The organism is Bartonella sp. MR90HLJMH (assembly GCF_042194115.1).
GTDB lineage: Bacteria > Pseudomonadota > Alphaproteobacteria > Rhizobiales > Rhizobiaceae > Bartonella > Bartonella grahamii.
Window position 1 is genome coordinate 19029 of the sequence record NZ_JBHIMM010000011.1, and the last position, 26539, is coordinate 45567.

The window sequence follows — 26539 nt, forward strand, 5'->3', positions numbered from 1 at the left end:
ACTATTCCCCTATCTTATGATTTATGGCTTGTATAATACTACCCTGCTTACCCCCATCCGCCGGAAACATCAAACGAATCATCGCACCACGACCTTCATAAAAACTCTCCGGTGCATCATGAAGCTCCATGGAACCACCGTGATCTTCAATAACTTTGCGCACAATGGCTAACCCGAGCCCTGTTCCTTTTTCCCGCGTTGTTATATAGGGCTCTAATAACTTTTGTCTTTGCTCTTTAGGAAGTCCTTTCCCATTATCAACAACATCCACAACCACCCATTCCTCTTGACGATAAGAACGGATAAGAATATGACCGTGAATATTTTCCTCTCGCATAACTGAATCTATGGATTCGCTCGCATTTTTGATCACATTGCAAAAAGCTTGTACAATGAGACGGTTATCAAATGCACCCATAAGTGGTAGACTTCCTAAATCTTGCTCAAAATGAATATCATGTCGTGTCACTTCTATCAAGAAACATGCTTCGCGCAACAATTCTCGTATATCTAAAATATGCATTTGTGGTTTGGGCATACGTGCAAAAGAGGAAAACTCATCAACCATACGCCCAATATCTCCAACCTGTCGAATAATTGTCTCAATACACCGCTCAAAGACCTCTCTATCTTGTGTAATAACTTTGTTATAACGTTTACGAATGCGTTCAGCGGATAACTGAATGGGTGTGAGAGGATTTTTTATTTCGTGTGCAATACGCCGTGCAATATCCGCCCACGCCGCTGTACGTTGTGCTGCAACAAGGTCTGTAATATCATCAATTGTTAGGACCCAAGATTGCCCCTGTCCATCATCCTCTTCCATCGTAACTTGGACATTACAGACACGCTCTTTTCCTGCAACGTTTAAAGTAACCTGCTCACGATGATTTTTACGATCCAATGAACGTGCAAACTGAAAAACCTGCCAAATTTCAGCACTTAAAGATAAAAGACTTTGTCCAACAACGTGTTCAGAGCGAATATCAAACATCGCTTCAATAGATCGATTAATAATTGTAATATCACCATTATCATCTATACCCGCTACTCCTGCTGTTACACCCGATAACACTGCTTCAGAAAAACGCCGTCTCTCATCAATTTGATCACGTACTGCAATCAACTCATTGCGCCGACTTTTCAATTCACTGACCATGTAATTAAAAGTTTTGGATAATTGCCCAATATCTCCGTCCTTCGCGCGTACTGGCACAAAAATTTCCATATTTCCAGTAGCAACATCATCAGCAGCACTAATGAGAAGACGAATAGGACGTACTAAGCGATCAGCGACAGCAATAGCAGCCCAAATAGCCGATAGGAATAAACTAAAAAAAAGACATAAATAAAGCATACCAAATGCAATTTGCGTCAGCAGGCGATTTTCATTTAAATCACGATAACGATCTGTATTGACTTCTGTTAAACGCAAAGCAGATAAAACACCTTTATCAACGTCACGCACCAAATATAAAAATGTGTTTGGAATGTTGGTAAATTTTAAAATAATACCAAAATAATCATGCACGCCTGGTTGAAAAGAAAAAGGCCTCGCACTGGTTGCACGTTCAATAAGATTGGAAGGAGGAATTGGCAGTTTATCTTCATCACCAAGAGCACTCGATATAAAAATAGCTCCGCTAGAACTTAACAAAAATGCGCCACGCAAATTGCGTCCTATAGCATGACGCGTCAATTGCATCCTATATTCAGCCGGATTACGTTCTAAGAGTTTTTTGTTATCAAGTGCAAATGCCATCGCGTAGGATAAATTTTTTAAATTTTGAAGCATTTCATCTGCATAAGCATTTGCTAAATCAATAGAAGAGCCCACAATTTGCCGCGTTGTTGTATCAAACCATCGATCAAGTCCCAAATTTAGTGCTGGACCCGATACAAGAGCTACAGCAACAGCCGGCATTGTCGCAACAAGTGCAAACAATGAAATAAGGCGCACATGAAGACGCGATCCTGCACGCCTTGAACGCCAAGCACGAATAATCGGAATCATCTCATAAAAAACGATGACAATAAGCCCTAAAACCCAAAAACTATTAATCCCTATAAGAATAAGGGTTACTGTTCTACTGGGAACAACAGGGGTTAATCCAATAAGAATAATAAATGAAACAGAGGCCGTAAGTAACGCCAATACAATAATTGTAATCCCTAAAAAAATATATACCTTACTTAAACGATACAACTCATCGTTATAAGTATTTTTATCTATGTCTTGAAGATTCGTTACAGATGTTATATTCGTCATGAGCTTACATACCCTTATCCCATTATTCTCATATAACCTTTTGTAGCAAAAATTGACAATACTAATACTACATTTAAAATAGGGCAAATATAGTCAATGAGAAAGAACTTCTACATTTTGCAAAATATCTTAAAATAAACTGTGTTCGACGATACTTTACGAAGGAAATGAGATGCGATTAACAAAACAAACAAATTATGCTCTTCGAATGCTCATGTATTGTGCAGATAATCAGGGAACTCTCAGTCGTGTTCCAGAAATTGCTAAAGCATATGCCGTTTCAGAACTTTTTTTATTTAAAATCCTTCAGCTGCTTGTTCAAGCAGGTTTTATACAAACAGTGCGTGGACGCAATGGTGGAGTTAGGTTGGCGAAACCCGCAGCAGAGATTTCAGTCGCTGATGTTGTGAAAGTAACAGAAGACAACTTTTCCCTCGCAGAATGTTTCGATACTGCAGAACCGACTTGCCCCTTGATTGATTTTTGTGGTTTAAATACCGCACTTCAAAAAGCATTAAATGCTTTTTTTGAGGTGTTATCCGTGATATCCCTTGCTGATCTACAACAACCATCCTTTCAAAATCATTTTAAAATTAATGACAAAAAAGCAAACTAAGATTATAACACGAGGAGATTAAGTATTTCTATTGCAGCAATAATATTAGCTGCTGGACGCGGTGAAAGAGCAGGGTCTCCCCATAAAATTCCAAAACAATATCGGCTTCTAGGACAAAAGCCGATTATTTATCATACCGTGCATTGTTTTTTGCAGCATCCAGCTATCACAACAATTATCCTTGTTATTCATCCAGAAGATCGTCAAATCTGTGAACAAGCTATCGGCGATTTTAAAGAGCGCCTTATTATCGTTGAAGGAGGCAGGACACGTCAAATCTCTACCTTACATGGACTTCAGGCACTCAAAAAATTCAATCCCCAATATGTGCATATTCATGATGGTGCACGCCCCTTTATCGAAAACAAGCTTCTTGATAACATTCACAACACGATCACACCTCAAGAAGGTGTTCTTCCTGTTCTGCCCATCTCTGATACCCTTAAACGTATAAATAATCAGCATGTTTTAGAAACAATTCCCCGTACCCATCTTTATAGTGCACAAACTCCACAGTGTTTTCCCTTTGAACATATCTTAGCGGCCCATAAACAAGCAAAACAAGCTTGCAAAAAAGAATTCACTGACGATTCTGCGATTGCCGAATGGTTTGGAATTCCTATGCGTACCGTTCCTGGGAATCCTAACAACATAAAAATTACATGGCATGAAGATTTTAATACTGCACATTTATATCTCCAAAAGAAAATGCAAATATTTCCTGATATCCGCACCGGCAATGGTTATGATGTTCACTCTTTCGAGGATGGTGATTTTCTTATTTTATGTGGTATAAAAATTCCTTTTCATAAAAAATTGAATGGACACTCCGATGCGGATGTTGCTCTTCATGCGCTAACAGATGCCCTGCTCGCTACGCGAGGTGCTGGAGATATTGGCACACATTTCCCTCCCTCTGATCCTCAATGGAAAAATGCATCATCAGAAATTTTTCTCCGTCATGCTCTTGATATTCTAAAACAAGCAGGTGGTCGTATCGCCAATGTTGATATCACAATTATTGCTGAAAATCCTAAAATTGGTCCCTATCGTCATGCCATGACAGAAAATCTTATGACGATACTTTCAATAACACCTGATCGAATCTCTATCAAAGCAACAACAAATGAAAGGCTTGGATTTATTGGTCGCGGTGAAGGAATTGCTGCTCTTGCAACAGTGAGCGTTCTTTATTCAGGAGAACTTCCCCAATGACATATCTTTGTGAAAAACAAGCACATGAAGTCCTTAATATCTTTCGCCAAAAAGGTTTGCTGTTAACAACTGTAGAGTCTTGTACAGGAGGACTCATTGCTGCAAGCCTCACAAATATTGCAGGCTCGTCAGATGTTCTCGATTGTGGATTTGTTGTTTATTCAAATGAATCTAAAACACGCCTTGTTGGCGTTTGTGCTGAACTTATAAGAACCTATGGCGCCGTTTCAAAAGAAGTTGCTCTTGCAATGGCTGAGGGTGGATTAAAACATTCACAAGCTGACATTGCAGTCTCTGTAACAGGAATTGCTGGTCCAGGAGGAGCAAGTCTTGATAAACCTGTAGGACTTGTGCACTGCGCAGTTGCTTACAAAAATCATAAAACTCTGCACAAAGAAATGCACTTTGGTCATCTTAACCGCAATGCTATCCGCCATGCAACTGTTGAAAATGTTTTTAAAATGATTCTGGAATTGCTTCACTGAATTCCCCATACTAATTTCAAAGCTCTCTATTCCACATTGAGTCTATAATCGTCAACATCTTGAAAAAATGATTTATTGTGCCACAACTTTAAGTTGAATCAATCAAATTTATTCACTTGCACGCCACAAGAAAAAAACTGTATAAATAAAATGATTAAAGAAAGGGATACTTGTACCTCTCTCAAATGCTAAGAGCTCGCGCAACATCTTGAGAGATGGCAAATCAATGGTGCAGGCTGACTTTTTCATAAGTGTAAAGATGTTGATTTATATACTTTTACGAGTATCTCTACTATTTATTATGAAATGGGTATGACGCAAGCATGTCCTATTTGGGCGTTTTGTTTGGATATGCCTCTATTAAAAAAGAGAAACAAAAGCGTAAAGCTGTGCATCATCTTCATCATTTAAAATGATATTCCTTTAATATGCTTTTCAAAGCTGAAAAAGATGAATTAAAACAAATAGTAAAGATGAAAACCAGTTTTCACCTTCACGCTGTTATAAGCAATACGTATTGTTAAAAAATAACAGAATAGACTATGTTATCGTAGAGCCATAAATCTGATGCGCACGCTTCTCAAAAGCGTCGGTGAATTTACGAAACGCAATATCAAACATTGAGCCCATCACTAATCCAAGCGTTTTACTTTTAAATTCATAATCAATAAAAAACTCTACATTACATGCATTGGTATTTTCAATATCATGAAAGGACCAACGATTTTCAAGATATTTGAATGGACCATCAATATATTTAACTTCTATAAGATTTTTTTCCGGCTGAAGAAATACTTGAGTCGTAAAAGTTTCACGGATAATCTTATAGCCAACGGTCATATCCGCAAGAAGCAACATTTTTTTCCCATACTCTTTTCGAGAACGTACTATCAAAGACTCACACATTGGTAAAAATTCAGGATAACGCTCAATATCTGAAACCAGCTCAAACATTTCACTGGCACTATGGGTGATCTGCCGATGTATTGTAAAAATCGGCATAATTATCTCTGTAAGGAAAATTTTTCATCACGCGCTTTTTGCAAAATAGCAAAATCATCTCCAGCATGATGAGATGAACGCGTCAGAGGATTGGAGGCCATATGTAAAAATCCTTTTACTTTACCAATCTTGGCAAAAGACTCAAATTCTTCAGGAGGCACAAAACGAACAACTGGATGATGTTTTCGTGTAGGCTGCAAATATTGTCCAATCGTCATAAAGTCAACATCAGCAGAGCGCAAATCATCCATCAATTGCAAAATTTCATTTCGCTCCTCCCCAAGCCCAACCATAATTCCCGATTTTGTAAAAATTGTTGGATCAAGTTCTTTAACGCGTTGTAATAAACGAATTGAATGAAAATAACGTGCCCCTGGACGAACCTTCAAATATTTAGAAGGAACTGTTTCTAAGTTATGATTAAAAACATCAGGCTTAGCAGCAACAACAACTTCTAAAGCGCCATCCTTATGACGAAAATCAGGTGTCAGAACTTCAATTGTTGTTTTAGGAGTTTTTTGACGAATCGCATAAATAACTTTTGCAAAATGCTCAGCACCACCATCAGCAAGATCATCACGATCAACAGATGTAATGACAACATGTTTTAATTCCATCCGTGCAACAGCATCGGCTACGCGTTCTGGCTCATTATCATCAACGGCAAGTGGAATACCTGTTGCAACGTTACAAAAAGCACAAGCACGCGTACATATTTCACCTAAAATCATAAAGCTAGCATGCCGCTGGCTCCAACATTCGCCAATATTAGGGCAACCAGCTTCTTCACATACAGTCACTAACTTATGCGTACGTACAATACCATGTGTTTCCTTATAAATTGGTGATGTTGGCGCTTTTACACGAATCCAATCTGGCTTTTTTTGAACGCTTGTATCAGGACGATGTGCCTTTTCAGGATGACGCAAACGTCTATTTGTAACTCTATCAACAACCGTAACCATTTAAGCCTTTGCCTTATAAATACGAAGTAACAATCAAAAATATAAAATCTTTCACACAATCCAGTCATCAAGCGTTTAAAACTTGACCATAAGCATCCAATACACTTTCTTTCATCATTTCCGATAAAGTCGGATGTGGAAAGACAGTATGCATTAATTCTTCTTCTGTTGTTTCAAGATTCATGGCAATAACAAAACCCTGTATCAATTCTGTTACCTCAGCCCCTACCATATGGGCCCCAAGAAGCTGTCCTGTTTTTTTATCAAAAATCGTTTTTACTAACCCCTGATCTTCACCCAAAGCAATCGCCTTGCCATTCGCAGCAAAAGAATAACGACCAATACGTATATCATAACCTGCTTCTTTTGCTGTAGCTTCTGAAAGCCCTACAGAGGCAACCTGTGGTGTACAATATGTACACCCTGGAATTTTTCTTTTATCAAGCGGATGAGCATTCTTTAAACCTGCAAGATGCTCAATACATATCACACCTTCTTCTTCTGCTTTATGTGCCAACATAGGAGGACCTGCTACATCACCAATAGCATAAATGCCTTCCACCCCCGTCCAACTCCATTCATCGGTTACAATGCACCCGCGATCGGTTTTTATTCCCAAAGCTTCTAAACCAAGATTCTCAATATTACCTTGCACCCCAACAGCGGAAATCAATCGGTCAACAGTCATTGACTCTATTTTACCTTGAACATCAATATGTACAGTCACAGAATCAGAAGATTTTTCAACCTTTGTTACTTTTGCTTGACGAAGAATGCGTAAACCTTTTTTCTCTAACTGTTTACAAGCAAACGTTGAAATTTCAATATCTTCAGCAGGCATGATGTGGGGCATCATTTCAACAACAGTTACCTCAGCTCCCATATCACGATAAAAAGAGGCAAATTCAATGCCAATAGCCCCAGACCCTATAACCAAAAGCGATTTTGGCATTGCTGGCGGTATCATAGCTTCAAAATAAGTCCAAATGAGTTTTCCATCTGGCTCAATACCAGGAAGGACACGAGGACGTGCGCCCGTTGCAATAATGATATACTTTGCTTGATAAGTTCCCTCCCCTAACGTCCCTTTAGGGACTGGATTTTGCGGTTGCATAATCGGTTTTGAGGATGAAGAAACCATAATTTCCGCAGGATGGCTTCCCTTCGCTTCTTTGGTAAGCTTTGCTTCACCCCAGATAATATCAATTTTGTTTTTTTTCATTAAAAAATCAACGCCAGCATTTAAACGTGCTGAAACACCGCGTGAACGTGCCACAACATCTTTGATGTTTGCCTCAATTGAACCATTAATTTTTAATCCATAATTTTTTGCATGTTCAGCAAAATGTTTCATTTCCGCTGAACGTAGAAGGGCCTTTGTTGGAATACATCCCCAATTTAAACAGATCCCTCCCAAATGTTCACGTTCAACAATCGCAGTCTTAAAACCACATTGTGCTGCACGAATTGCGGTTACATATCCGCCTGGACCTGATCCAATCACAATTACATCATAAAGATTTGCCACAGTAATTCCTCCATGGATATATATAAAACGGATATGCATTTTTTGAACTTAAGACTGCAAAACAACATCACAGAATTATCTTATGTCTTTTGCTTTAAGCTTCACGTAAATGCTTTACCCAAACCAGAAATAGCAATAACATTGCTCTTCAAACTCTTAAATTTGTTTTTATTCTCTTAACACACTCTCTCACAACTTACGTGAAGAACTGTTAAACAGTTCAAACTAACATTGCTAATGGATTTTCGATTATCTTCTTAAAAGTCCGCGCGAGCTCTGCGGCTAAAGCACCATCGACAGCACGATGATCCGCAGAAATTGTAACTGACATAACTGTCGCAACAACTAATGTACCATTTTTAACAACGGCGCGTTCTTCCCCTGCACCAATCGCAAAAATCGTCGCATGCGGTGGATTAAGGATAGCCGAAAAACTTTTTATACCATACATCCCCATATTTGATACAGCTGTTGTTCCACCCTGATATTCTTCCATTTTTAACTTGCCCTCACGCGCACGCTTTGAAAAATCCTTCATCTCTTTGGAAATAAGGGATAACTGCTTTTCCTCTGCATGGCGAATAATCGGCGTAATTAATCCATTGGGAATAGAAACAGCAACCCCAACATCACAATGTTTATGATGAAGCATTCCGCCTTCAAGCCAAGAGACATTCGCATCAGGAACAGCTTTCAAAGAAAGTGCGACAGCTTTGATCACCATATCATTAACAGAAAGCTTATAAGTAGGCTGAGTTTCTTCCTGCCCCTTAATCATTGGTGCAGCAGCATTCAGTTGTGTACGCAGTGCTAATAGCGCATCAAGTTCACAATCTACCGTTACATAGAAATGTGGAACTCTCTGTTTTGATTCCATCAAACGTGTTGCGATTGTTTTACGCATATTATTATGGGGTGCGAAGGTATATTCATCCTCTTTAAAGAGTTTCAGTATCTGTTTGTCAGAAGCACCTGTAGCTACTAGCTCCCCTATTTGTGATGAATAAGACACTTTAGAAATATCACTACTTACAGCTTTTTCTACATCGCGCTTGATAATACGCCCATGCGGACCACTTCCAAAAATAAGGGATAAATCAAGACCTTCCTGAGATGCTAATCGCCGCGCTAAGGGAGAGGCAAAAAGACGCGCTTCCTTTTTATCTTGCTGCATTAATTGCTGAGCTGATGATTCATGAGACATTTTTGTACCCTTTGAGTCCGTCTGTTTCAGAGAATCTGTCTGTTTTACGCCCTCTGGTTCTTGTCTTGTAGAAGAAGAGATTTCTTCTGAAACTTTTGCAGCTTCAGCTAAATCTTCACCTTCTTCGGCTAAAACAACAATTAAAGCATTTACTTTAACGCCTTGTGTTCCAGCAGGAACAACAATTTTGGCAACCCTACCTTCATCAACGGCTTCGACTTCCATTGTCGCTTTATCCGTCTCAATTTCAGCAATAACATCACCAGAGAAAACTTTATCTCCCTCCTTAATATTCCATTTTGTTAAATTTCCCTCTTCCATCGTAGGGGAAAGCGCTGGCATTGTAATTTTAATGGGCATTATGCTTTCCTCCGTTATGCTCTGTATGTCACAGCCTTAACGGCCTCAATAATTTCAGCAGTATTAGGCAAAGCCAACTTCTCAAGATTAGCGGCATAAGGCATCGGAACATCTTTGCCAGAAATCGTAGCAATTGGCGCATCAAGATAGTCAAAAGCCTGCTGCATAACACGCGTTGCTATTTCAGTTCCCACGGATGACTGAGGAAATCCCTCTTCAATTGTTACCAAACGACCTGTTTTTTTAACCGAAGAAAGAATTGTTGGAAGATCCATCGGGCGAATGGTTCGTAAATCAATCAATTCAACATCAATACCAAGCTGTTCAATTTCCGGCAACGCTTGAACGGCATAATGCATTCCAATTCCACACGCGACAATCGTCACATCTTGTCCAGACTTATGAATACGCGCCTTACCAATAGGCAAAACAAAATCATCCAGTTGAGGGACATCAAATTGATGCCCATACAAAATCTCATTTTCAAGAAAAATAACAGGATTATCATCACGAATAGCAGCTTTCAGCAAACCTTTTGCATCTGCAGCACTATAAGGCATGACAACTTTCAAACCTGGTACATGACTGTACCATGCAGCGTAGCATTGAGAATGTTGAGCACCAACACGGGCAGCCGCACCATTGGGACCTCGGAAAACCATAGGAGCGGTCATTTGTCCACCAGACATATAACGTGTTTTTGCTGCTGAGTTAATAATTTGATCCATCGCCTGCATCGCAAAATTAAAGGTCATAAACTCAACAATGGGACGTAACCCTCCAAAAGCAGCCCCAACAGCCAACCCAGCAAAGCCGTGCTCTGTAATTGGGGTATCAATAACTCGGCGCTCTCCGAATTCTTCCAATAAACCCTGACTAACCTTATAGGCACCTTGATATTGCGCGACTTCTTCCCCCATGAGAAAAACTTTTTCATCACGCCGCATTTCTTCAGCCAAAGCCTGATTAAGCGCTTCACGAACTGTCATTGTAACCATTTGTGTTCCCGCTGGAATATCAAAATCAGGAGACGTATCAAAAGTAGGAACCTGCGGAACTGACGAAGGCAGAGAAAGAGGAGATTCCTTAGGTTTTTGTGCTGTATCCGTAGGTTGCGAAATATCCTCAGCACGCTCACCTTCTTCTAACAAAATCGCAATAACAGTGTTGACCTTTACGCCTTCAGAACCTTCAGGCACAAAAATTTTACCAAGAGTACCTTCATCAACGGCCTCTACTTCCATTGTAGCCTTATCCGTTTCAATTTCAGCAATAACATCGCCAGAGCTAACCTTATCACCTTCTCTCTTGAGCCATTTAGACAGTTTACCTTCTTCCATAGTTGGTGAAAGCGCCGGCATCAAAATATCAATAGACATACTTGCTTCCCTCGCATCAAACTAAAATATCAGTATAGAGCTCAGAAGCATCTGGCTCTTGATCACTTTGTGCAAAATCTGCCGCATCAGCAACAATTGCACGAACCTCTTTCTCAATAGACTTTAAATCATCTTCGTTCGCCCAATTTTTCTTAAGAATCCGACTTTTTACTTGATCAATCGGATCGTGTTCCTCTTTTATTTTTTGGACTTCTTCCTTTGAACGATATTTTGCTGGATCAGACATGGAATGACCACGATAGCGATAGGTCTGCATATCAAGAATGATCGGTCCTTTACCTGAGCGTGCCCAAGAAATCGCTTCATCAGCAGCTCCTTTTACTGATCGAACATCCATACCGTCAACAACAATACCTGGAATTTCAAAAGAAAGACCACGTCGGGAAAAATCAGTTTCTGCAGATGCACGTGAAACTGACGTTCCCATAGCATACTGATTATTTTCAATAATATAAACAACAGGAAGCTTCCAAAGTGAAGCCATATTAAAACTTTCGTAAACCTGCCCCTGATTTGCGGCACCATCACCAAAATAAACCAATGTCACATTATCTTTACCAAGGTACTGATTCGAAAATGCCAAACCTGAACCAATTGGAACCTGCGCACCAACAATACCATGTCCTCCATAAAAGTTCTTTTCTTTAGAGAACATATGCATCGAGCCACCTTTCCCTTTGGAAAAGCCACCTTGACGTCCCGTTAATTCTGCCATGACACCACGTGGGCTCATCCCAACGGCTAACATATGACCATGATCACGGTAAGACGTAATAACCTGATCACCTTCTTTTGCCGCTTTCAATGTTCCTATAACAACGGCTTCCTGACCAATATAAAGGTGACAAAATCCCCCAATAAGCCCCATACCATAAAGTTGTCCTGCTTTTTCTTCAAAACGGCGAATTAAAAGCATTTCACGATAAGCATCAATTTCTTCTTCTTTTGTAAAGTCTGCTATTGGTGCTTTCTTTGTGGTGCTTGATAATGCAGTGCGCGCCACCGACGCAGAATTTTTTTTAAGTCGTTCTGCCATATTAAACTCCCTTTTATGATTATTTAGGAATAACCTTTACGAACAAAAGTTACAAGCCTTATCAATCGGCTTAAACAATATCATTGCTGATTGTTGTTTAAATTAAGCGATTTTTCATTTACCTTTGGTATCATTTCAAGGTATTAAGATTGTCAGTTCATTTGGCTTAGAAAAGTTCAAATTCTTTCGGACATACTCATCCAGCATATCTTTTTCTATATGTCCATTGCGTAAAAGAGAAATACGCTTTTCCATGAATATCCGCTCAGCTTCTATTTTATGAAGCTCCTTTTCTAATTCGCTAATATGCTGATTAACTTCACTGCGTGAATACAATCCATACTCACCATGATAAATGTGATAACTGAAATAGCTTAAGACTCCCACCGTCATAAGAGGTAGTACAAAGCGCACTTTGATTGATCGACGTTTCTGCTTTGTCCACATAAAATAGCACAGTCTTTACAGCACAAATTTTTTAATATTTTGCCCAACTATGCACGATTTTGATTAATACCTCATTACCAAATCTATACACTCAAACAATTTGTTATCACCAATTTATCCCCCCCTTAAATACAATCAAAGTAAGCTGAATGCCCCACTTTTTGTATTACAAATATTGGATATCCCACTAACTTGTGATTTTACACCCATCTTTGTCTTTAAAATTTCCTGTTAAAATGACTATAAAATCAATCAATACCCAAGGTGTAATTATCAAAAAAACTCCTATAAGCCCTACCGGCATAAATATTACACTTATTATAAGTATTACACTTATTATATTTATAAGAAGCATTGCAATGCCCGTTCCAACTTTACCAACCATAAAACGATGAATTCCTAGTCCACCTAGAAAAAAACAAACGACCGCTAACGTCACTTTTGATTGCTGTGACTGACCTTCAGTCAAGATAGGGAAAATAGATTTAATGGTATCCCCTTCACACACAAAATCAACGACGTCACCAACTTTCGGCGGCGTTTTTCCTGACCAATCCCAATTCGCAAACTGATAGCGCTTACCATCAGCCCCTGAAATGAAATAATCTCCTTGATCATGACCAATAATCTTACCTTTCATCTTCACCACCTATAAAATTGTTATTCATAAAGAAGCTTTTCTTCTAATATGATAATATGTTGAATAAACCTCACAGCATGAATACAGTCTGTATTCACCGTGATATATGACAATTTAAAAAGCTAAAAATCCCCCAACAACTTAAAATTCCCGCAATTACAAGTGGTAATACAAAGCACGCTGTTCGATTTGCACCTTTGCTTTTTTCATATGAAATAGTACAGTCTTTTTCAATAGTTTTATTTAAATATTCATAATTTTCTTTAATATTTCACATTTAAAGACATAGACTAAAATAATTTACATTATTAAATTAATATATTGACAACATTAAAAGTAAAGAAAATTCTTAGCTCTTTACATTTTATATTATTCTAAAATTTCTACCAATTTATAATTTTATCCCCATTTTCATCCCTAAAATATCCGGATAAAATAACTATAAAATCGATAAACGACCACGGTATAGTAACTAACAGCCCTATACCTGTTATCGTTATAAGAAGCATTGCAATGCCCGTTCCAACTTTACCAGCCATAAAGCGATGAATTCCCAACCATCCAAAAAACCAACAAACAAGTGCTATCGCCAATCTTGATTTTTCTGACTGCGATTTACTCAAAAGAGGGAGAACAGATTTAACAACATTATCTTCATATACAAAATCAACGGTATCACCCACTTTTGGTGGTTTTTTTCCTAACCAATCCCAACTCGTAAATTGATAACGCTTACCATCAGCCCCAGAAACAAAATAATCTCCTTGATCCTGACCAATAATCTTACCTTTCATCCTCGACCACCTATAAAGCTTCTCCTCATGTGTTATTCATAAAGAGATTATTTCTTTTTATAATATGCTGATTAACCTCACGGTGTAAATAAAATTTGTAGCAGCCGTGATAAACGTGAAATTAAAATAGTTTTGATCCCCCCAATGAGCTAATGTTTTCTGCAGCTATAAGCAGCAATACAAAACACACCTTAGTGGATTTACGCCGTTGTTTTACCCACATAAAATAGCACAGCCTTTTTCAATACTTTTATTCAACTGTGCATATTTCTCTTAAGATCTCACATTAAAGAAATAGAGTACAACAATCTTGCATTATGCAGCTTACTATATTGATCAAAATAAAAAGTAAACTTAATTATTTTCTTTTTATTATAAATTTTTAAAAATCTGTAATCTGATTCCCGTCTTTATCCGTAAATCTTCCACCAAGAATGAGTATAAAATCAACAATTGCCCAAATACCGGTAATTATCAATCCAAACAATGATAAAGATAGAATCAGCATTAAAGCACCAGTCCGAACTTTACCAACCATAAAGCGATGAACACCAAAGATACCTGAACACCAACAAAGGAGTGCGAACATTATCTTTGAATTCTCTGTACCTGGTCTCAACAATGGAAAAACAGAACTGACAACACCCCCCTCACAGACAAAATCAACAGTATAACCGATCCTTGGCGGATTCTTTCCCATCCAATCCCAAGTCGCAAACTGATAACGTTTACCATCATCACCCGAAACGAGATAAGTTCCTTGATCTTGACTAATAATTATACCTCTCATCTTAATCCCTATAAATTTAAACACTTAAAAATTATTGCGTATATGCCTTTGATAAGAAATCTCAATTTCATAGTCTAAATGATCTTATACTTTCATATTTTGTGCTCACAACTATACACGATATAAATCACCAGCATAACGCGCTTGGGCCCCTAGCATTTCTTCAATACGAATAAGTTGATTGTATTTTGCTAATCTATCCGAACGTGCAAGAGAACCTGTTTTAATTTGTCCACAATTCGTTGCAACAGCAAGATCTGCAATAAAAGAATCCTCTGTTTCGCCTGAACGATGAGATATAATGGCACGATAACCTGCTTTATGTGCTACTTCTACAGCATCAAGTGTTTCACTCAATGTACCAATTTGATTAACTTTTATGAGAATAGAATTGCCTACCCCCATTTTGATACCATCACGCAAACGTGCTGAATTCGTTACAAACAAATCATCGCCAACAAGCTGACATTTTTCTCCAATTGTGTCAGTGAGTAACTTCCAACCTTCCCAATCATCCTCAGCCATTCCATCTTCAATTGTAATAATAGGATAATTTTTCACAAGCTGCGCTAAATAATCTACCTGCTCTTGGATGTCACGGCATTTCCCCTCACCTTTATAAAAATACGAACCATTTTTATAAAATTCGGTTGAAGCACAGTCTAAACCAATGGCAATTTGTTCCCCTGGTTTGTAGCCACATGTTGTAATAGATTCCATAATAAAATCAATTGCTTGATCAGCACTTTTAAATTGAGGTGCAAAACCACCTTCATCACCAACATTGGTATTATAACCCGCATCTTTTAAACGCTTTTTCAATGCATGGAAAATCTCAGCGCCATAACGGATAGCTTCTCTTACAGTAGGGGCTCCTATAGGAATAATCATAAACTCCTGAAAATCAATCAAATTATCAGCATGAACGCCACCATTAATAATATTCATCATAGGGGTTGGAAGAATATGCGCTTGTGTACCACCAATATAACGATACAAAGGTAAATTTAATGAATCCGCAGCTGCTTTCGCAACAGCTAATGAAACACCAAGAAGTGCATTGGCACCAAGACGGGCTTTGTTTGGCGTTCCATCCAAAGCAATCATTGCTTGATCAATAGCGATTTGATTTGTTGCATCCCGCCCACCAAGTTCTTCAAGAATTTCGCCATTAACTGCAGCAATCGCTTTTTCAACACCTTTCCCTTGATAGCGCAAACCACCATCACGAAGCTCTATAGCCTCGTGTGCTCCTGTTGAAGCTCCCGATGGAACCAGAGCACGACCAAAAGCTCCATTCTCCAAATGAACATCAACTTCTACCGTTGGATTACCACGGCTATCAAGAACCTCACGTCCAATGATATCGACAATTATAGTCATATGTGTTTCCTTATCCAATAAAAGTCTCGATTCATTTCTAATGCCCTATTAATAAAATATTTTTTCTCTTCTTAATTCAACTTCTTTGACAGATAATCAAACTCCATTAAAGTCTCAAGCAATCTTTTTAAATTATCAAGTTTAACCATGTTGGGTCCATCAGAAGGTGCATTATCTGGATCTTGATGCGTTTCTAAAAAAATACCTGCTACCCCAACAGAAACAGCCGCACGTGCTAAAACTTCAACAAATTGACGCTGTCCACCAGATGAAGCACCCTGCCCCCCAGGTTCTTGAACAGAATGCGTTGCATCAAAAATAACAGGAGCACCAAATGAACGTAAAATAGGCAATGAACGCATATCAGAAATAAGTCGGTTGTAACCAAATGATGTGCCTCGCTCACAAAGCATAACATTGGGATTACCACTGTAAACAACCTTTTTTAAAACATTCTCCATGTCCCACGGCGCTAAAAACTGACCTTTTTTAATGTTAATAACACAGTCTGTTTTGGCGGCTGCTACCAAAAGATCTGTTTGACGACATAAAAAAGCCGGTATTTGTAAAATATCAACCGTAGAAGAAACAATTGTACATTGCTCTTCTGTATGCACATCAGTTAATATGGGACAATCAAACTCCTTTTTTAAATCAGAAAAAACAGCCATTGCTTTTTCAAGACCAATACCACGTGCCGCCCCTAAAGAAGTTCGGTTAGCTTTATCGTAACTCGATTTATAAACAAACCCGATACCAAGCTGATCGGTAATTGTTTTAATACGACCAGCCATTTCAAAAGCATGATCGCGACTTTCCATCTGACACGGCCCTGCAATTAATGAAAGAGGCATTTCATTTGAAAAAATAATATTTCTAACTTTCACACGGGCATTTGGTTTAGTCATTTTATCCCTCAAAAGCAAAGTAACCCAATTTATGCATTAAACCAATCGACTTTGTTCTACAGCGGCTTCAATAAAAGAAGAAAAAAGCGGATGTGGATCAAAAGGACGGGATTTTAATTCTGGATGATATTGAACACCAATAAACCATGGATGATCTGCATATTCTATAGTTTCTGGTAAAATACCATCAGGAGACATCCCAGAAAAAATCAAACCACACTGTTCTAACTTATCCTTATAATCAATATTGACCTCATACCGATGACGATGTCGCTCGACAATCTTGATCATCCCATAAATTTGAGCAATATGACTCTCTTCTTTTAATTCAGCAGCAAAAGCACCAAGACGCATTGATCCGCCGAGATCACCGTTTCTTGTACGTTTTTCAAGAACGTCTCCTTTAAGCCATTCTGTCATTAAACCTACAATTGGATTTTCTGTTTCGCAAAACTCACTTGATGAAGCATTCTTAATCTGTGCAATATTGCGCGCAGCCTCTATACAAGCTAATTGCATCCCAAAACAAATCCCTAAAAATGGAACTTTACGCTCTCGTGCAAATTGAATTGCTCGAATCTTTCCTTCTGCCCCTCGTGCCCCAAAAGCACCTGGAACCAAAATTCCATGGGCTTTTTGCAAAGCTGAAACAGAATCTTCTTTTTCAAAAAGTTCCGAATCAATCCACTCAATATTAACTTTTACTTTATTCGCTAAACCACCATGCGCAATCGCTTCAATAAGAGATTTATAAGCATCCTTTAAACCCGTATATTTTCCTACAACAGCAATCGTAACTTCTCCTTCAGGATGGTGAATACGATGCGTAATATCTTCCCAACGATCCATCTGAGGAGAAGGTGCCGAATCGATTCCAAAAGCGCAAAGAACTTCAGAGTCCAACCCCTCCTTATGATATGCCATAGGAACATCATAAATTGTTGGCATATCTAATGCCTGAATGACTGCATTGGAGCGAACATTACAAAAAAGTGATAATTTGCACCGTTCTGTTTCTGGAATAGATCGATCTGCACGTACAAGCAAAATATCAGGAGAAATACCAATTGCTTGCAATTCTTTGACAGAATGTTGTGTTGGTTTCGTTTTTAATTCACCTGCCGAAGGTATATAAGGCATTAATGTGAGATGGACATAAACGACACTTTGTCTTGGTAGCTCATTGCGAAGCTGACGAATCGCTTCTAGAAAAGGCATTGCTTCAATATCACCAACCGTTCCCCCTATCTCACACAAAACAAAATCAAACTCTTCATTTCCCATCGTAATGAATCTCTTAATTTCATCCGTAACATGAGGAATAACTTGAACTGTTGCCCCCAAATAATCACCACGCCGCTCTCGTTCAATGATATTGCGATAAATACGCCCTGTTGTGATATTATCTTGGCTATTTGCAGACCGCCCAGTAAAACGCTCATAATGACCAAGGTCAAGATCCGTTTCTGCACCATCATCGGTCACAAATACTTCACCATGTTGATAAGGTGACATCGTACCTGGATCAACATTTAAATAAGGATCAAGTTTTCGAAGACGTACACGGTAGCCACGAGCCTGTAATAACGCTGCTAACGCCGCCGCTGCGATGCCTTTTCCAAGGGAAGAAACCACACCACCAGTAATAAAAACATAACGTGCCATGGGCTTATGGTGATAAGCAATTTATAATGATTTTTCCAGCAAAAAATGCAAAAAGAAACAATTTTTCTTCTAAAATAAAAAAGGTGAAAAAATCACCTTTTAAAAAGTCTATATTTTCTTAAAAAACTATTTCGTACTGTTATCCGGAACTGTGTTTTCAAGAACCGGTGGAACTGGGCTTTCTGCTTCAGGATTTGTGGACTGTTTCTGTTCCTGCGGAGAATTCGAATTGCCTCCTAGCTGTTCAAGAATAGAAGGGGAAGACTCACCATCTGATGATGGGACTGATTCTGAGGCTTTATTGGTAGAATTCTGCTCTGAATTAACCGGTATACGCTTTAAAATATCAGAACTAGAATTTGATATATTACCCACCACGGTAAGCCCAATAGACACAACAAAAAAACAACAGGCTAAAATAGCAGTCAAACGTGTTAAAGGGTTTCGAGATCCACGAGTTTTCATCAACCCTGAGCTATTACTCACACCTAGCCCACCACCTTCTGAAGGTTGGATTAATATAACACCAACCAAAGTAATCACAATCAACAAATGAATAATTATAAGTACTGTTTGCATAAACCCTGCTCTTCAAATAACTCTTTCATAGCTATTTACACATAAATAATACACAATCCAAGGGGAAACTCAAATTTCTCTACTATAGTTTACGACAAACATCGCAAATAGTTAAAAAATCAATCGCTTTTAAGCTTGCTCCACCTATCAAAGCACCATTAACATGAGGAATGCTTAAAAGCTCAAATGCATTGGATGGCTTTACGGACCCACCATAAAGCAGACGTATCTTATTGCCTTCATCACTAAAACGAGAACGCACCTTATCACGAATGAAATGATGTACTTTTGCAATATCTTCTGGAGTCGCTGTATTGCCGGTGCCTATCGCCCAAACAGGTTCATAAGCGATAATGGTATTCTCTGCTGTTGCATCATCTGGTAAAGATTCTTCAAGCTGCTGCGTGAGAATATCCAGCACTTTATTATCATTACGCTCCTCCAATGTTTCACCAATACACACAAGGGCCACAAGACCTGCTCGCCACGCAGCTTGCACTTTGGCACAGACAATCGCATCATTTTCCTGATACACTGTACGACGTTCTGAATGCCCAATAATGACATGACTTGCTCCTGCTTCTTTAAGCATAAAAGCTGAAATATCTCCAGTATAGGGACCATGATCATCAAAATGACAATTTTGTCCTCCCAAAAGGAGATTTTCACCATCCAGCATATCAGAAGCACGAGATAAAAGCGTTGCTGGGACGCAAATAAGCGCCTCAAAAAGATGATTGAGATCAGAGCTAACGCCTGTAGCAATAGCACGCAACTCTCCAAGCGATTCACTCGTTCCATTCATTTTCCAATTTCCAGCAAGAAAAGGCCGAGTATTTGGAGACATATTTTCACCTCAAGAGCTCTTACAATACATTGTTTATCTGTAGTTACCAAATTATAACATGAAAGCAAGTCTTTAAAGCTTGCATCTTTCATCTCTTTATTGCAAATTCCATTAGCTTTGATAATAATTCACATTAAAAATGGACTTGAACAATGCTTGACATCATAAGAAATGCTACAAATTCTTGGATTTCTAGAATTTTCCTTGCTATTTTACTCTTATGCTTCATTCTTCTATGGGGAATACCGCAATTACACAAAAAAAGTGAAAGAGATCTTATTACTTCTGGAAAGTCCACAGTAACTGTCGATGATTATCGTCTTGCACTTGCCGATCAAAGCGCTCGTTTAGCATATGCTGCTCATCTTGGACGAATGTTTACAGCAAATGAAATGCAGCAATACCAAATTCCTGCTTTTGTATTTAATCAATTACAACAAAATGTATTGCTTGATGAACAAGTACGTAAAATGAAAATAAGTCTTTCAAAAGATACGATAGCTCATACGATTGGTTCTGATAAGATGTTCCAAGTAAATGGCACTTTTGATAAAAATTTGTTTTATAACTATCTTCAGCATTTACGTATTAGTGAAAGTGCTTTTCTTAATTATTACACCAAACAAGAAAAGCGTAACCAACTTATTTCAGCTTTACTCTCTGATATGAAAGCACCAAATCTCTTTTATAAAGCACTTGCTCTTTATCAAGGAGAAATGCGTATTGCTGATTATCTCGTTATTGATCTAAAAGAAAAGGAAACAATTGCTGATCCTGATGACGAAACACTACAAAAATGGTTTAAAACACATCAAAGTCAATTTCGTGCTCCAGAATACCGCACTGTCTCTTTGCTATCTATGGAACTTAATGATTTTGTAAAACCTAAAGATATCTCAACAGATGAGGCAAAAGCCTATTATACACAAAATGCTTCACGTTTTGTAACGCCTGAAAAGCGTACATTCGAGGAACTGCAATTCCCCTCACGTGAAGAAGCCGATAATGCAGCAAAAAAAATAGCTGATGGATTGAGTTTTGATGAACTGGTAAAAGCTGAAAACAAGACTCTTAATGACATAAAAAAAGGTCCTCTCGCAGAAAATGAACTTCCTAGTCATCTAGCCTCTGAAATTTTTGAACTTCAACAAGGCCAAGTCAGTACTGTGATAAATGACTTACAGGGACCTATTATCATTCGCGTCACGCATATTGAACCCTCAAGCTCTCTTCCTTTTGAAAAGGTCGAAGAAAATATTCGCCAAACACTTGCCAAAAATCGTGCTACTGATGATATCCGTAACAATTATGTAGCCATTGAAAATGCTCGTTTTGAGGGTGCTTCTCTCAAAGAGCTAGCTGACCAATACAAGTTATCTTTGCGCACAATTACCATTGATAAAACGGGAAAAACGCTTGAAGGTGCAGCACTCACGGATTTACCTCAAAAAGATATTTTACTGAATGCCATCTATCAATCAAATGAAGGAGTCGATCTTGATCCTCTCTCTTTTCAAAATGGTGGATATCTCTGGTATAAGGTCGATAAAATTATTCCTGCCCGCGATAAAACACTTGAAGAGGCTAAGCTAGATGTTCTTTCTCAATGGAAAAGTGAGGAAATTCAACGTCTTCTTGATGAAAAAGCTCAAAATGCTCTCAAACAGCTCACGGAAGGAAAAAGTCTTGTTGCTCTTGCTCGTACCCTTGGTGTTACAAAACAAACAACACCAGCCCTCCGGCGTCAAGACTCATCTGACCCTCTTGGCGTTGAAGGGATTAAAGCATTATTTTCTGCTCCCAAAGGTCATTATGGCATCATAAAAGGTCCACTTGCAACAAACCGTATCATTTATCAAATAAAGACTGTCACCATGCCTAAAGATATCACGCCTCATACTCTTTCAACTGAGGTCCGCGCCAATATAGATATGATGATAAGAGAAGATCTCAAGCTAGAAATGCTACAAATTGCCAATAAAGAACATCCTTTGGAAATTAATAGCACAAATTATAATCAGATCTTTAACGCTCTCCAATAAAAAGGTTGTACATAATTTAAAGAACTTATTTGATAAAGTTTCCATCAGCTCTTCGTCTATAGTTGAAGAGGTAAGATAGGTCTCTTGTTTGCATATCTTAGGATCAACATTTGTATAATGATTAATTCTCTCGCAAATCAGTGCATGTATGGATTTGCGAGAAAATAGTCAATGGAATGTAGAGTCGTTTTTGCAACGCATTAAAAAATATTATCCATCCAAAGGTTGTAAAATTTGTCGCACACTAAGCTATACCCATTAAGCTATAAATGTCATCCCTATCGTCATTCATTTATAGCTTATCATATTGCTACTCTTAATACTCATTCATAAGGAGCGTATTGCTTTTTCTTTAAATGATTTCATTTACACACCCAACTTATAGTATACAAAAAACTATTTTTAAAATTCATTATAAAAATGAAGAAATCTTTTTCTATTCAAGACTCTCATTCAATATGAGAAAAAACGAATTATCATTATAAATCAATATATTCATAAATCATAACAGTCATCAATTATGATTTCTCAAAAATAAGAGTTTTTTATAAACTCATAGACTGCCAAGACAACTTCTCTCATAAAATTTCTTATTCTTTTGCGCTCATAACAACCAAAACATCAACATTTTTTATAACAAAAAAATGGTTTGGAAACACCATAGCTCCTTTTATTTTCATATGAGAAAATCAGTCTATATGTTACGCATTTCAACGTGCTAATATTCTTTTACAATATCTTTGGAAAATTGCCGCTTATTGCTGCCCTTGTTATCAACCAATAGCGATATATCAATGGCAACGTTGCACTCTCTTGAAAAATTGCAGCACCCAGCTGTATAGCTTTTTGAAGAGAAGCTGGAACAATGACCAATGGAAGAAAAGCTGGCTTAAGAACTCTAGGTAAAGCACAAGAATACTCGTAAAATTTGGTATAATGATCGCGCGATAATGCTACCATAGCTTCAACAATACGATCCTTTTGTTGATCACTGAGACGATGAGATTCCAAATCTTCCCTATTCACTCCTACAGCCTTTAATATATCAGTAGGTAAATAATATTGATATCGTGATTGCATGAATGATAAAAGACGCAATACACCGCTTAATCCTTGAGAAATCCCTCCATGTTCATAGATATCTGTAAACTCTTGTGCAGTATCAGGATCTAATATCTGACAAGAAAGCTGTAAAATTATGCTTGCTGTCTCACCACAATAATGCTCTAGATCATGAAGTGTTTCTATTGGATTGTGATAAAGATCTAAAATTTGTGCATTACAATAACGTAAAAAAGCTGTCTTAGGTAAATTAAAAAGAGTTATTGCTTTCAATAAATCACTCAAAATCGGATTATTTCCACTCGTTTGCATTTCACCATGAGCAATAGAATCATACCACCAACGTAACCGTATTTCTCCTATGAGTGGATCATGTACACTTTCGCGAATACGAGAAACTTCAGCATTAAATACATAAAGAGCAGCCAATGCTTGGCGCTTTTTTTTAGGCGCAAATAAAACCGATATATAGCGATCACGATCTATGGTACGTAAAATATCAAGACAATAAGGAAGAGAGCCTATCATTTAAACCTATTAACGTCCCTTTTTTAGTAATGAAATTAATATCCTCTTTTTATTCATATTAAAAAATGAGGGATAAGCAAATACAGTTCAGAAAATAAGATTTTTAAATGTGTCTCTTAACTGTATTATGAATTAAAATTTCTTTTCTAGTCACTTTTCGTTTTAGAAAGAAAAAAATTAAATAAATAACTTTTCTGATAAAACTTGTCTTATCGGACTTCAAGTTTTCATTTGCAGTAAAAAAAGCTAAAAACTAATCGTAACATGCATAGTGAAACTTAGAATAACAAACAACGCAAAACACTTTTTACTGAATAGATGACAATGTTATTTTATAAAAAATACACTGATCACAAAAACTTCATCAAATCATTGACCTCCTCCCCATACTAAAGAACAAAGATTCTTACCAATACCAATTTGTAAAAAATCCAATTGCTCTCGGTGAGTTTCTATTACTATCAACGCATTTATTTATAATGATAATTCATTGTTTTATATGTTAAATTAGAATCTCAAATATCGTAGAATGCTTGCATTTCAAACCAATTCCATGTTGAATCAATCAAAACTATTCCCTTGCATATCACAAGCGGGGCTGACTTGTAGGTAAAAACTGTATAAGAAAGAATTAAAAATGCCTCCTATGAACTGTCTCAAGTGCCAAGAGTTGATCACTCATGTGATTCATTGAACTACGAACAAGCTCTGCCCTGAATACTTGCTACTGTATTTAAAAACACTTAATGTGTTAAGTTATGTATATTTTATTCCCCTTCTATCACCACTTTAAACGACGGTATTTTACGGCGCAGTAAAATAATCACACAAGTCTTTCATACTAGACGAGAGCATTTGTTTTATTAAACAATACTCTATTCTACCGCAAATAATAATGCCGCAACAGCGCGATCTTCAGCCAATAAAACATTAAATGTACGCACCGCCGCTCCCGTACTCATTGTATCTGATGAAATACGTTTTTCCCATAAAAGCACCCGTAACTCTTCAGGTAATCGCAATAATTCAATTCCAGTACCTATTAATAAAACTTCGATTTCAGAAGCTTCTTCTAAAATACGAGATAGATCCCCTTGAGTGGGAATAGGCCCTGCCATGTCAATACCATAAATACCCGATGGTACACAAATAATAGAACCTCTATGAGACATATCAGCAAAACGAAATCCACCATTTCCATAAGCATCAATAGGTGCGCGACTTGGAAAATGTGCTTCACGAATTTGAATTGCATCGAACATGAAAAAGCACCCTTTATTTTTGTCTTTGCTACTTCTTACCATAAAAATTAAAGGAAGACTGATACAAACATTGATATGTTAACCATAGCCTAGTATTGAAGTGAAAATTTTATATAAAACCTTAATCTTCTCATACAGCAAGTATATGAAAATTTGATAATAAACCGCGATCAAATGCTCTACCTGCTTAAATAAATCTACCTTTTAAAAAGTTTTCTCAGTTTATTTACTCACAAGTTTCTTTTTATAGAAACAATGATCTTGTTTAAAAAACAGAAAAAAATTGCGTAATATTCTATAAATAAAGCAACTATTTTAATAATCTCAAGGAAACAAAAACTCGATTTTCTGTATCCACTATAAAAGCCACTTTTCCAATGAAATTGTCTTGATCTTGCCAAGCTTTTTATAAAAATGCTTAAAAAATGTAATAAACTGCCATTACACCTTAAGATTCATTTTCTTTTGATATAGCTTTTTTCTCTTTAGAGACACTCATATTTTCTTTCGTTGTCGTTTTAGATTTAGACTTTTGTGATGTTTCTGCTTTAGCATTAAGCTTTGATTTTTTTTCTGCAATCGGCTCACCTTTAACGCGCACATCAGCTAATGTTGAGCGAATAACACGAATATTCATACTCTCACCAATTGCAACCTCTAATTCACCACTCTCGTCGTGAACCTTCGTAACCTTGCCGATAATACCACCACCCGTTATAACTGTATCACCACGACGTACTGCATTAAGCATTTCTTGGCGTTTTTTCATTTGGGTACGCTGTGGACGAATGATAAAAAAATACATAATTGCAAAAATTAAAATGAGTGGGACAGCGCTAACAAATGAAAATCCACCGGAAACATCGCCTGCAACTTGAGCATAAGCGTTCGTAATAAACATTTTTATCTCCTATAGTTAAACTTCAGGTATTCCCCACTCTATTAAAATAAAATTCCGATTCAGAAAAAATTCTTAAAGAATTTATTATAAAAAGCAATAACTACATAATCTAATCACAGCTTTACAAAAATGCAATAAATCCTTAAGAGACAGAATACCAAAATACAATGAGAAAAATCTTTAAAAATAGATTCATTTTTCCCTATTATATATCCTACAATGTAAACCTTTTCACTAACTCAATAAATGATACAAGATAATTTTTCTAATGAAAAAACTTTAATTTATATAGATAATTTATCGTTTTTGATATCGAATGACAGACATAAATACAGTAAAATGCTCTCATTTCAAACCCTCTGAATTAATCAAAACGATTTTTTTGCACGTCTCACATATGAAATGAGCCTGTAGATAAAAACTTTTTAAGAAAGGCGTGAAATATCTCTTTTCATGCTTCTCTCAAATGCAAGAGCCGTTGAAACACTGAAAGCTGACAAATAAGTATGATACTATTGTTTTACACTTTCATAGACACAAAGATGGTAATATCTAACGACCCCAACGAACTGCTCTCCTTAAAGCAATGATTTTTTTGCTGCAGTGTTATT

At 37.4% G+C, this 26539-nt stretch carries 23 protein-coding genes; 4 read left to right on the forward strand and 19 right to left on the reverse strand.

Annotated elements, in window-relative coordinates; genetic code table 11:
* Nucleotide 1: 1 nt before the first annotated feature.
* On the reverse strand, nt 2-2269 hold the full coding sequence (locus tag ACFIJ9_RS07510; protein WP_375636489.1) for an ATP-binding protein: 2268 nt from the start codon (nt 2267-2269) through the stop codon (nt 2-4).
* Nucleotides 2270-2441: 172 nt separating this feature from the next.
* Between ACFIJ9_RS07510 and rirA the strand changes: the two genes are divergently transcribed.
* Genes rirA through ACFIJ9_RS07525 form a run of 3 tightly spaced genes read left to right on the forward strand, consistent with a single transcriptional unit; the run spans nt 2442 to nt 4585 of the window.
* A complete protein-coding gene (rirA, locus tag ACFIJ9_RS07515; protein ID WP_273788340.1) occupies nt 2442-2885 on the forward strand; it encodes an iron-responsive transcriptional regulator RirA in 444 nt (147 codons plus the stop codon).
* Nucleotides 2886-2909: 24 nt separating this feature from the next.
* Nucleotides 2910-4100, forward strand: a complete 1191-nt coding sequence (locus ACFIJ9_RS07520; protein ID WP_375636526.1) for a bifunctional 2-C-methyl-D-erythritol 4-phosphate cytidylyltransferase/2-C-methyl-D-erythritol 2,4-cyclodiphosphate synthase — start codon at nt 2910-2912, stop codon at nt 4098-4100.
* A complete protein-coding gene (locus tag ACFIJ9_RS07525; protein ID WP_375636491.1) occupies nt 4097-4585 on the forward strand; it encodes a CinA family protein in 489 nt (162 codons plus the stop codon). The genes ACFIJ9_RS07520 and ACFIJ9_RS07525 overlap by 4 nt, the downstream gene beginning before the upstream one ends.
* A gap of 540 nt (nt 4586-5125) precedes the next feature.
* Here ACFIJ9_RS07525 and ACFIJ9_RS07530 read toward each other — a convergent pair.
* The 15 genes from ACFIJ9_RS07530 to tpiA all read right to left on the reverse strand — a co-directional run bounded on the left by ACFIJ9_RS07530 (nt 5126) and on the right by tpiA (nt 20133).
* Nucleotides 5126-5587 carry a type II toxin-antitoxin system RatA family toxin gene (locus ACFIJ9_RS07530; RefSeq protein ID WP_273788342.1) on the reverse strand — a complete coding sequence of 154 codons (462 nt, stop codon included), beginning with the start codon at nt 5585-5587 and terminating at the stop codon, nt 5126-5128.
* Nucleotides 5588-5589: 2 nt separating this feature from the next.
* Nucleotides 5590-6552, reverse strand: coding sequence for a lipoyl synthase (gene lipA / locus ACFIJ9_RS07535; protein WP_273723360.1), 963 nt, complete (start codon nt 6550-6552; stop codon nt 5590-5592).
* Nucleotides 6553-6619: 67 nt separating this feature from the next.
* Nucleotides 6620-8080, reverse strand: a complete 1461-nt coding sequence (lpdA, locus tag ACFIJ9_RS07540; RefSeq protein WP_375636493.1) for a dihydrolipoyl dehydrogenase — start codon at nt 8078-8080, stop codon at nt 6620-6622.
* Nucleotides 8081-8300: 220 nt separating this feature from the next.
* Nucleotides 8301-9644: a pyruvate dehydrogenase complex dihydrolipoamide acetyltransferase gene (locus tag ACFIJ9_RS07545; protein WP_375636495.1), complete on the reverse strand. Its 1344-nt coding sequence runs from the start codon at nt 9642-9644 to the stop codon at nt 8301-8303.
* A 14-nt stretch (nt 9645-9658) separates the two neighbouring features.
* Complete coding sequence (locus ACFIJ9_RS07550; protein ID WP_375636497.1) at nt 9659-11023, reverse strand: pyruvate dehydrogenase complex E1 component subunit beta; 1365 nt, start codon at nt 11021-11023, stop codon at nt 9659-9661.
* 16 nt (nt 11024-11039) lie between these two features.
* Nucleotides 11040-12080 carry a pyruvate dehydrogenase (acetyl-transferring) E1 component subunit alpha gene (pdhA, locus tag ACFIJ9_RS07555; protein WP_273788346.1) on the reverse strand — a complete coding sequence of 347 codons (1041 nt, stop codon included), beginning with the start codon at nt 12078-12080 and terminating at the stop codon, nt 11040-11042.
* Between the two features lie 135 nt (nt 12081-12215).
* Complete coding sequence (locus tag ACFIJ9_RS07560; protein WP_012754998.1) at nt 12216-12527, reverse strand: septum formation initiator family protein; 312 nt, start codon at nt 12525-12527, stop codon at nt 12216-12218.
* A 187-nt stretch (nt 12528-12714) separates the two neighbouring features.
* Complete coding sequence (locus tag ACFIJ9_RS07565; RefSeq protein WP_375628670.1) at nt 12715-13167, reverse strand: TM2 domain-containing protein; 453 nt, start codon at nt 13165-13167, stop codon at nt 12715-12717.
* A gap of 383 nt (nt 13168-13550) precedes the next feature.
* Nucleotides 13551-13961: a TM2 domain-containing protein gene (locus tag ACFIJ9_RS07570; protein WP_273788348.1), complete on the reverse strand. Its 411-nt coding sequence runs from the start codon at nt 13959-13961 to the stop codon at nt 13551-13553.
* Nucleotides 13962-14343: 382 nt separating this feature from the next.
* Nucleotides 14344-14751: a TM2 domain-containing protein gene (locus ACFIJ9_RS07575; RefSeq protein WP_273788349.1), complete on the reverse strand. Its 408-nt coding sequence runs from the start codon at nt 14749-14751 to the stop codon at nt 14344-14346.
* Between the two features lie 111 nt (nt 14752-14862).
* Nucleotides 14863-16134, reverse strand: coding sequence for a phosphopyruvate hydratase (gene eno / locus ACFIJ9_RS07580; RefSeq protein ID WP_273788350.1), 1272 nt, complete (start codon nt 16132-16134; stop codon nt 14863-14865).
* A gap of 71 nt (nt 16135-16205) precedes the next feature.
* The gene (gene kdsA / locus ACFIJ9_RS07585; RefSeq protein WP_375636499.1) at nt 16206-17042 is read right to left on the reverse strand and encodes a 3-deoxy-8-phosphooctulonate synthase; all 837 of its coding nucleotides are present in this window, start codon (nt 17040-17042) and stop codon (nt 16206-16208) included.
* A 36-nt stretch (nt 17043-17078) separates the two neighbouring features.
* Nucleotides 17079-18707 (reverse strand): CTP synthase, encoded by a 1629-nt coding sequence (locus ACFIJ9_RS07590; RefSeq protein ID WP_375636501.1) that lies wholly within the window; start codon nt 18705-18707, stop codon nt 17079-17081.
* 126 nt (nt 18708-18833) lie between these two features.
* Nucleotides 18834-19286 (reverse strand): preprotein translocase subunit SecG, encoded by a 453-nt coding sequence (gene secG, locus ACFIJ9_RS07595; RefSeq protein WP_273788352.1) that lies wholly within the window; start codon nt 19284-19286, stop codon nt 18834-18836.
* A gap of 82 nt (nt 19287-19368) precedes the next feature.
* The gene (tpiA, locus tag ACFIJ9_RS07600) at nt 19369-20133 is read right to left on the reverse strand and encodes a triose-phosphate isomerase (protein WP_273788353.1); all 765 of its coding nucleotides are present in this window, start codon (nt 20131-20133) and stop codon (nt 19369-19371) included.
* A gap of 152 nt (nt 20134-20285) precedes the next feature.
* Between tpiA and ACFIJ9_RS07605 the strand changes: the two genes are divergently transcribed.
* The gene (locus ACFIJ9_RS07605; RefSeq protein WP_375636503.1) at nt 20286-22175 is read left to right on the forward strand and encodes a peptidyl-prolyl cis-trans isomerase; all 1890 of its coding nucleotides are present in this window, start codon (nt 20286-20288) and stop codon (nt 22173-22175) included.
* A 729-nt stretch (nt 22176-22904) separates the two neighbouring features.
* Here the strand turns inward: ACFIJ9_RS07605 and ACFIJ9_RS07610 are convergent.
* The 3 genes from ACFIJ9_RS07610 to yajC form a co-directional block, all read right to left on the reverse strand.
* Nucleotides 22905-23765 (reverse strand): phytoene/squalene synthase family protein, encoded by an 861-nt coding sequence (locus ACFIJ9_RS07610; RefSeq protein ID WP_375636505.1) that lies wholly within the window; start codon nt 23763-23765, stop codon nt 22905-22907.
* Nucleotides 23766-24640: 875 nt separating this feature from the next.
* The gene (locus ACFIJ9_RS07615) at nt 24641-25027 is read right to left on the reverse strand and encodes an Mth938-like domain-containing protein (protein WP_012754989.1); all 387 of its coding nucleotides are present in this window, start codon (nt 25025-25027) and stop codon (nt 24641-24643) included.
* 448 nt (nt 25028-25475) lie between these two features.
* Nucleotides 25476-25928 carry a preprotein translocase subunit YajC gene (yajC, locus tag ACFIJ9_RS07620; protein ID WP_375636508.1) on the reverse strand — a complete coding sequence of 151 codons (453 nt, stop codon included), beginning with the start codon at nt 25926-25928 and terminating at the stop codon, nt 25476-25478.
* Nucleotides 25929-26539: the final 611 nt, after the last annotated feature.